This is a genomic window from Acidovorax sp. GW835-FHT14B10, from assembly GCF_058793725.1.
In genome coordinates this window covers 1-935 of sequence record NZ_JBXAGC010000080.1, presented here as the reverse complement: position 1 = coordinate 935, position 935 = coordinate 1, and the positions used below count along the sequence as shown (strand labels likewise).

The 935-nt window shown below is 62.6% G+C and carries 1 protein-coding gene; it reads left to right on the top strand.

What is annotated here, in order from left to right; translation table 11 throughout:
* The coding region (gene tuf / locus AC1Q5S_RS22290; RefSeq protein WP_492239462.1) for an elongation factor Tu at nucleotides 1-935 on the top strand (935 nt) is incomplete at both ends.

Below are 935 nucleotides of genomic sequence, written 5' to 3'. Positions count from 1 at the left end.
CACGCCGACTATGTGAAGAACATGATCACCGGCGCAGCCCAGATGGACGGCGCCATTTTGGTGTGCTCGGCCGCTGACGGCCCCATGCCCCAGACCCGCGAACACATCCTGCTGGCCCGCCAGGTGGGCGTGCCCTACATCATCGTGTTCCTGAACAAGTGCGACATGGTGGACGACGAAGAACTGCTCGAACTCGTCGAAATGGAAGTGCGCGAACTCCTCGACAAATACAACTTCCCTGGCGACGACACCCCGATCATCCGCGGCTCCGCCAAGCTCGCCCTGGAAGGCGACAAGGGCAAGCTGGGTGAAGAAGCCATCATGAAGCTGGCCGAAGCCCTGGACACCTACATCCCCACGCCCGAGCGCGCAGTGGACGGCGCCTTCCTGATGCCCGTGGAAGACGTGTTCTCCATCTCCGGCCGCGGCACCGTGGTGACCGGCCGTATCGAGCGCGGCATCATCAAGGTCGGCGAAGAAATCGAAATCGTCGGCATCAAGGACACCGTCAAGACCACCTGCACCGGCGTGGAAATGTTCCGCAAGCTGCTGGACCAAGGCCAGGCTGGCGACAACGTCGGTCTGCTGCTGCGCGGCACCAAGCGCGAAGACGTGGAGCGTGGCCAGGTGCTGTGCAAGCCCGGCTCGATCAAGCCCCACACGCACTTCACCGCTGAGGTGTACGTTCTGAGCAAGGACGAAGGCGGCCGCCACACCCCCTTCTTCAACAACTACCGCCCTCAGTTCTACTTCCGCACGACCGACGTGACCGGCGCCATCGAGCTGCCAGCCGACAAGGAAATGGTCATGCCTGGCGACAACGTGTCGATCACCGTCAAGCTGATCAACCCCATCGCCATGGAAGAAGGTCTGCGCTTCGCTATCCGTGAAGGCGGTCGTACCGTGGGCGCGGGCGTCGTGGCCAAGATCATTGC